General features: G+C 39.7%; 8 protein-coding genes and 1 pseudogene. 6 read left to right on the top strand and 3 right to left on the bottom strand.

From position 1 onward, the window contains the following. On the bottom strand, window positions 1–402 hold a 402-nt coding region (locus PX484_RS19375; protein WP_502882769.1), incomplete at its 3' end, for a GspE/PulE/PilB domain-containing protein. A 320-nt stretch (window positions 403–722) separates the two neighbouring features. On the opposite strand from PX484_RS19375, the gene PX484_RS19370 reads away from it, so the two are divergent. After that, the gene (locus tag PX484_RS19370) at window positions 723–917 is read left to right on the top strand and encodes a hypothetical protein (protein WP_002804018.1); all 195 of its coding nucleotides are present in this window, start codon (window positions 723–725) and stop codon (window positions 915–917) included. A 26-nt stretch (window positions 918–943) separates the two neighbouring features. On the opposite strand, the gene PX484_RS19365 is transcribed toward PX484_RS19370, so the two are convergent. After that, the gene (locus PX484_RS19365) at window positions 944–1,360 is read right to left on the bottom strand and encodes a DUF1816 domain-containing protein (RefSeq protein WP_002804017.1); all 417 of its coding nucleotides are present in this window, start codon (window positions 1,358–1,360) and stop codon (window positions 944–946) included. 503 nt (window positions 1,361–1,863) lie between these two features. Between PX484_RS19365 and PX484_RS19360 the strand changes: the two genes are divergently transcribed. Then, on the top strand, window positions 1,864–2,976 hold the full coding sequence (locus PX484_RS19360; protein WP_287764613.1) for a sensor histidine kinase: 1,113 nt from the start codon (window positions 1,864–1,866) through the stop codon (window positions 2,974–2,976). Window positions 2,977–3,118: 142 nt separating this feature from the next. On the opposite strand, the gene PX484_RS19355 is transcribed toward PX484_RS19360, so the two are convergent. Then, the gene (locus tag PX484_RS19355; RefSeq protein ID WP_002804015.1) at window positions 3,119–3,673 is read right to left on the bottom strand and encodes a hypothetical protein; all 555 of its coding nucleotides are present in this window, start codon (window positions 3,671–3,673) and stop codon (window positions 3,119–3,121) included. Between the two features lie 123 nt (window positions 3,674–3,796). Here PX484_RS19355 and PX484_RS19350 point away from each other — a divergent pair, with 123 nt between their 5' ends. The 4 genes and pseudogenes from PX484_RS19350 to PX484_RS19335 all read left to right on the top strand — a co-directional run. After that, the gene (locus tag PX484_RS19350) at window positions 3,797–4,069 is read left to right on the top strand and encodes a DUF1345 domain-containing protein (RefSeq protein WP_287669460.1); all 273 of its coding nucleotides are present in this window, start codon (window positions 3,797–3,799) and stop codon (window positions 4,067–4,069) included. Between the two features lie 191 nt (window positions 4,070–4,260). Beyond that, on the top strand, window positions 4,261–6,012 hold the full coding sequence (locus PX484_RS19345; protein ID WP_002804012.1) for a mechanosensitive ion channel family protein: 1,752 nt from the start codon (window positions 4,261–4,263) through the stop codon (window positions 6,010–6,012). Between the two features lie 78 nt (window positions 6,013–6,090). Next, a complete protein-coding gene (locus PX484_RS19340; protein ID WP_002804010.1) occupies window positions 6,091–6,522 on the top strand; it encodes a DUF29 domain-containing protein in 432 nt (143 codons plus the stop codon). Between the two features lie 61 nt (window positions 6,523–6,583). After that, window positions 6,584–7,262, top strand: a pseudogene (locus PX484_RS19335) (signal transduction protein); the annotation flags it as partial.

The raw sequence follows: 7,262 nt of genomic DNA, 5'->3' as shown, positions 1-7,262 counted from the left end.
CTGATTAGCGGGATCCACCATGGCTAGGTGAAGGACATTGGCAGCGGATTGCTGTTTTTGTAGGGGCAGGATCTTATAACGACGGCAAATTTCAAAGGGAAGGACTGTGCGAAACAGATTCTCGATTTCTCTCCAGTCGATTGTCTCAATTTCAGGGTCAAGATATTCTACTCCATACTTGGCTTTTAATTTTGACAGTTGTTCGAGTCGGTAGTATGCCAGTGCCTCTTTGGGTAAAGGACGACCGGTGATCAGGGGTAAAATTGCCAGTAGAGATAGATGACTTTTCTGCTTCTGGATTATTGCCTTTTGTAGTTGCGGGATAGTGATATAACCCGATTGCACTAACTTTTGGGCAAAGGAAGGCAGGTTGGTCTGAGGTTTCTCGTTTGCTGATGACATGGAATAGAGCCAGTTAATATTGTACAGCCCACTACTCTATTATGCCCATTTTCTCACCGCAGCCAACAGGCGGAGGATTTTTTGGCGGCAAGGGGCAATGGGCAATAGGCAAGAGAAAGAAAATTTATCGTCGGCTACTTAGCAAGGATTGATAGTGAACACTCATTGTATATTAATAAATATAAATAAATATGAAGTAATTTAATTTTCAAGAAGAATGAACCCGATCTTTTTTAGGATGGGGGTAAAACTGATTTTCAATTTCTCAGGTTGAAAGATGAATCCAGATTAAGCTATCTGAACCATAAGAGGACAAGCCAATGTTTGAAGATTTTACCTATATTACCGATGAGGCTTTTTTAGAGAATTATTGGTGGGAAGAACAAATTATCTGTCCCCACTGCCAAGGCAAGGGAAGAATCTATCTAGAGACGGAGAATGAATCCGTCCCCTGTAAATTCTGTCAAGGTAAAGGCATTATTAAACGAAAACAGGAGGAAATTAACTATTCCTAAAAATCTGTATAATTAGATACCATAAATTAAAAATATTCTTGAGTTAAAACCTCGGGCTGACATTGTTTAATTTCGCTGTTAATTCCCACGGCGGATTCCGATTGTAGGTCTTCGACATAACCGGATTGATGGGACAAAGCTTCAGAAAAACTCTCAAACGGACCGAAATAATAGAGACATTTCGGCTGACCGGTAGTGATCTCTACCCACCAGGGTTGGGGGGGTAAACTAGGCTTGATCGAGACAGTTTCTGGGTCAAGAGGCTTTATACTGAGAATCTTGGCACCTTGGCGCAGGAGGCGCTGTGTTTCTTGACTCATGCGGCTTTTAGGTATTCGCAGGACTGTTCGGGAGAAGCGTTGAGGCAAAGAGCCAGAAGAACCCGAAAAAACAACTTCATAGAGAAATATTTGATTCTCTCCCTGATTATTAGCCTCTAGCATACAGAAAAGATTCTCTTTTTGGGGTAAGGGTTAAAAAAACAGACGCTACTTTGAGCAGATGACTCAAGCAAAATCATCTCCTAACAGAGTAGCGCATCTTGATACGATAGCATAGAGCGGCAAAAAGTTAAGTTTTGACCTACTCTCCCCTCACAGCATAGCTTAACGGGAGATTGTTAAACCGAGAAATCATGAGCGAGGGTTAGCCATCCCTGAAGATATCTATGAGGATTTTTTCTCTCGTCAGTTTATTCAAGATGCTGTAGCCGAATATATAGCATTTATCTTAATGGTGAGGTACAAAGTTTTCGTTTTTTGGAGTCGGTTGTCAATGCCAAATCCTGTTATACTTCATCTTCATGATAAATATAGTCATTTCCGATAAGTCTGATACAGTCTAGACCGACAAAATCCTTAGGAACTCTGGGATTGATATTCTCAATCTTAATTTAAATGACTATACTGTCAATAACATTGACAACAAATAGAGTTTTTAAACAAATATGCAGCCACCAAAATTAAGCTTAGGAACCAGATTATTTTTATCGCATCTCCTCGTTATGGTGGTGGGATTAAGTAGCTTTATTATCATTGCTAAATTATCTTCTCCGCGAATGTTTGTTTTACGTTTGGAACAGTTAGAAAGGCAGGGATTTTTTACCGTGCGCTCGGCGAGAACTTTCTTGGTTAGGGGTTTTGAGACGGCTTGGGATAGTAGTGCCATTTGGTCATTCATTGCGGGAGGAAGTACGGCTGGTTATCTGAGTTTTTTGGTTTCTCAACGCATTATGAAACCGGTAAAACAAATGAAACAAATCACTAAAAATTTTGCGGAAGGGGATTTATCGGCGAGAGTTCCAGAAAGCGAAATCCCAGAATTAAATCAATTAGCCATCAGTTTTAATCAGATGGCGATTAGTTTAGCTGATGTGGAAAAACGTCGCCAGGAATTAATCGGTGATCTTACCCACGAATTACGCACCCCTTTAACTGTGGTAAGGGGATATTTAGAAGAATTAGCCGATGGTGCGATCGAACCTAATCCAGAACTTTATCAGAAATTAGTAAAAGAAACCCGCCGGTTAGAACGTTTAACCCACGATCTACAGGAGCTATCGCGAGCGGAATCTGGTTATCTCTCGATTAAACTGCAACCTGTTAATTTATTAACTTTGTTAAATTCTCTTATCGAAAAATTCGCCGATCAATTATTAGAAGATGGACCGACTTTACAGTTAGATTGTCCCCCCAATTTACCATCTGTCATGGCCGATCCCGATCGCCTTGAACAAATTTTAGTTAATCTGCTCGGTAATGCCATTCGTTACACCGATCATGGTGCAATTACCCTGCAAGTGACAAGGGACAAAAATCGCCTACAAATTGCCGTTATCGATACAGGAATCGGCATCGCAGCAGAGGATTTACCCTTTATTTTCGAGCGCTTTTGGCGGGCCGATCGTTCTCGTTCCCGTTATTCTGGGGGTAGTGGTATTGGTTTAGCGATTACCCGTCGTTTAGTGGAATTACACCAAAGTCAAATGGAGGTAGAAAGTGAATTAGGTAAAGGCAGCACTTTTCGTTTTTCCCTAGCAATATCTCCGAATTGGGAGTAGGGGTTTTTTCAGTGATCAGTAAACAGTAATCACTAAGGGGAGAGGGGAGAAGGGAGCGCCGGACTTGGGAGAGGGAGTTTGAGCATTTGTACTAAAATATCTAAGGGGTAGTTTAAATGCAGTATAACTGATAACGAGATGACTATTCAGGAGAAGACAAGTCGCGGAAAATCTGGCTGGCGATGGCTGCACTCCGGCGAATTTGTTCAATTTCGGAAAGACTTTGCCAATCTTCGGTTTCTATAGTGGTTTCGCTCTGGCCATTACGCATAGTATAGGCGTAGGGACGGGCAAAAACCTCTAAATCTTCTGGAGACCATTGGGGAAAAAGCTCGCTAAGACAAACAACAAGGCGATCAAAGTCATCTAATTGACTATTAACTAGATTTTCAGCACTTTCTACTAGACGATTTAAATATTCGGCTGGCAGTAAAGAGGCAAATTTATCAAAGATATTAGACCGGGATGAAACGGAAACTGTCGGGAATTTTTGGTGTAAACTGCTAAAGAATCTATGAGCTTGTGCCTCGATCGCCGTCGCTTCTAGTCCTTCACACAGAGAAAAAGGCGTTTCCGTGACGTCTAAGGGATCATTACTCTCAACAGCGGTTACATCCCAGGGATAGGTGACTTCTTCTTCGATCAGGATTGCCAGAAGTTCCGCGGTAATCTGTTCGGATAGGGATAAATGGCCCATAAATAACGCTCCATATTTTGGCCTTTGTGATGCTCAACGAGTAACTACATCTCGGTTTTGACAATTCCCGAAGCTTGCTACGGCGTTTTATTGACTGGTGTGACTAGATGATTTTACTAACTTTTGCTGACATTTGGTCAATTGATCTACAGCCAAGAATATGCAGTGCGCTACTATGATGATGGTAAAGGCCTAGTTTTTCTCGATTGCGATCGACCTAATTGGACGGAATTTCCCTGTCAAGGTTTTTGTATGGCGGCTTGTTATCAAACCTCCGATACAAGTATTAATAGTACGGCAAGGCGGCGGCTGGTAGCAACCCACGGGATGCCTTCCTATTTTTTATCCGTCTCGATTATTGCTATTATTTTGGGAATGATTGGTAATTTACTCTAAGCCAAAAAGATATTCTAGTAAGGAAGTTATGGTTCATAAGAGCTTTCGTAAACGCCATAGCAGTGAAATTAAATCTAGAACTTCTGACTTAATTCCCTCTCCTGTCTCAGCCTAGTTTATCTACACCTCACCCTGGGAAAGTAATACCTAAATCTTACCCGACTACACACAGAAAAATCTGAATTAATCCTATGAAATTTGTACCATTTGTCGATATTAATCAAAGATATTTAATGCTAACTACACCATCTAGAGCTAGAGGATGGATGAAAAAAATTGGGCATACTTTGGTAATATTTGTTGTAGTTTTACTACTGACTCTCACCTCTCCTCTTTTGGGAATAGCTCAAAATCCGACACAACCGGAAAACAAAATTGACGGCTTTCCAGTTATGTTAGATGGAAAACCCCTCTTTTTTATCCGACGGGGAGTTTCTTCATTTTCGGCGGAGGAGAGAGCTAACGCTATTACCCGGAGAATTGAAAGAATTGCTCAAAATGATTCTATTCCTATTGAGAACCTGACAATTGAGCAGATTCCTGATGATAACTCACTTTATTTAAGTGTAGATCAAGAAGTAATTCTAACGGTGACGAAGCAAGATGCAAAAGCCTATCGTTCAACACCGGAGCTTTTAGCTCAACAAGCTTTACAAAAAATTCAGGTCGCTATCGCTCAATATCGCCAAGATCGAAAACCCGAACAACTACTTAAGAATATCATTTATACGGTTATATCCACCTTTGCTTTCTTGATTATTAGCTTTGCAGTTATCAAAATTTCAGGGAAGCTATTTCCCTTCATTAGACGTTTGATTGAATCCTTGACGCCAGGCATTAAAATAGGGAATGTTGAGATTATATCTTCCTCTAATATAAGCTTTTTTTGGCTGCGAGTTCTTCGGATAATTCGCTTACTTGTTCTCTTTTTATTATTATTTAATTATGCCACATTTGTACTTCGTTTATTTCCCTGGACAAGAGTTTTTGGCGAGAGTATTTTAGGTTATTTTTATCAATCATTAGAACTGGTTTTATCGTCCATTGGCCAATATCTTCCCAATGCCTTTATTATTGCCATAATCATTTTTATAACCTACTACTTAATCCGGCTAATCAAGCCATTTTTTACGGCAATAGAAAGAGGAAATCTGGTTATTCCTGGTTTTTATACTGATTGGGCTAAACCTACTTACAATCTCCTATTAGTCATAATTATTGCCTTAGCAGCAATAGTGGCTTTTCCCTATTTACCCGGTTTTGATTCCCCTGCTTTCCGAGGTGTTTCTGTTTTTCTCGGTCTTCTTTTATCCCTTGGTTCTACTTCGGCTATTGCCAATGTTATCGGGGGAATTATTCTTATTTATACCCGTGCCTTTCGCATCGGAGATCACATTCAGGTAGGAGAGGTAATTGGCGATCTAATTGAAAAAAACTTCCTAGTCATTCGCATTTGCACTCCCACTAATAAAATTATTACTATTCCTAACTCATCTTTATTAAGTAGTAATGTGATTAACTTTAGTATTTCCTCGCGGGAATTAAACAGAAATCTAATTATTCAGACAACGATTACCCTAGGGTACGATCTGCCTTGGCGAAAAGCCCACAAAACCTTAATTGAAGCTGCTCTAGAAACTGTGCATATTCTCAAAGAACCCGCACCTTTTGTCCTGCAAACTAGCCTAGATAATTTTTACATCAGTTATCAATTAAATGCTTACACTAACCAACCCAATTTGATGGTAATAATTTATTCAGAACTCCATCAGAATATTCAAGACAAGTGTAATGAAGCCGGGATTGAGATTCTCTCTCCCAGTTACACTTCCCTACGAGATGGAAATACAACAACTATCCCCGAAAATTATTTACCTTCCGATTATGTCGCGCCTCCCTTTCGTGTTCAATCTTCAGACAATCAAGAAAACAACACATTATGATAGTAAATCCGTTTTTAAGCCCTCACTTTGGGCGGATTATTAATATAATGTTAATTGAGCTTAGAAGGAGATAAATCGATGACGGCATCCTATGAGCAAGACTTTGGACTTTGGGCCGAACAAATGGCCGATTTATTAGCTTCTGGTCGGTTTTCCGAGTTAGATATTGAGAATTTAGTCGAAGAGGTGCGGGATTTGTCGAAACGGGAGCGCGATCGCTTACTTGCTAGTCTCAGATTAATTTTGCATCATTTATTAAAGTGGGACTATCAACCTCAACGGCGATCCAGGGGTTGGTTGGGAACTATTCAGCGAGAAAGAGCTAATATTAGGCTTTATTTGGACGATAGCCCCAGTTTAAGGCGATATTTAACCGATGAAAGCCTATTTAAACTCTATGCTGTTGCTTGTTGCGATGCTTTTAGAGAGACGGGATTAGAGTTTCCCCCAGTTTGTCCCTACGGTATTGAGGATCTTTTAAATCGTTCTCTTCATTTGTCGGAACGATAGACGAAAAACGATTAAAGTTGGTAAGCTTAGATAGTATCCACAGAATCTTAAGTTTATCGCCATGGTTGACTGGTTAATTGTCTGGGGGGTTACTCAAGCCGCAGGTTCGCTTGTTCGTTCAGTAATGCAAGAGTTGGCCATAGAGGGTGCAAAAGATTACGGAAAGGAATTTTTTAAAAATAGTCTAGGTAAAGTGTTACACTTACCTGAAAAAGATGTTCAAAAAGAAGCTTATGGCAAAGCAATGAAGGAGTTTTTAGAACTCTTTCAGCAACAGTTAGAAATGGCCGATCTGGAGGATGATCAAATTAAAAACTTTGAAAAACCCCTCAATACTTTTATTAAAGATGAACAAGTTGAACCTATTTTAGGGGATGCTTTTGATATTGATTGTCAAGTTCTTGATACTTTGACGTTAGCTCAATCTTGGCAAAGACTTAATTTACCCCCGTTACCTGCTGAATTTAACTGGGAAAAACTAGGTAAATTTTATTTGAGAAAAACTCAGGAAATTATTGAAAATTCTGAAAAGCTAAGAGCCGTTTTTTTAGTTAAGTTACAGAATAAAGATAGCCAAAATATTCAAGAAATAGCAGGAGTTAAAACAGATTATAATTTAGATAACTATGCGGAAGGATTAAAAAAGGAATATGGCCATCTTAAATTAGAATGTTTAGACACAACGACTTATGAGCAAATCAAACTCTGGCGAATGTTTGTGCCGCAAAATGTGAGACGAT

The organism is Microcystis sp. M49636_WE2, assembly GCF_030065375.1.
Lineage (GTDB): Bacteria > Cyanobacteriota > Cyanobacteriia > Cyanobacteriales > Microcystaceae > Microcystis > Microcystis aeruginosa_C.
Note: the sequence above shows the minus strand (reverse complement) of the source record. Positions and strands in the feature narration are given on the sequence as shown.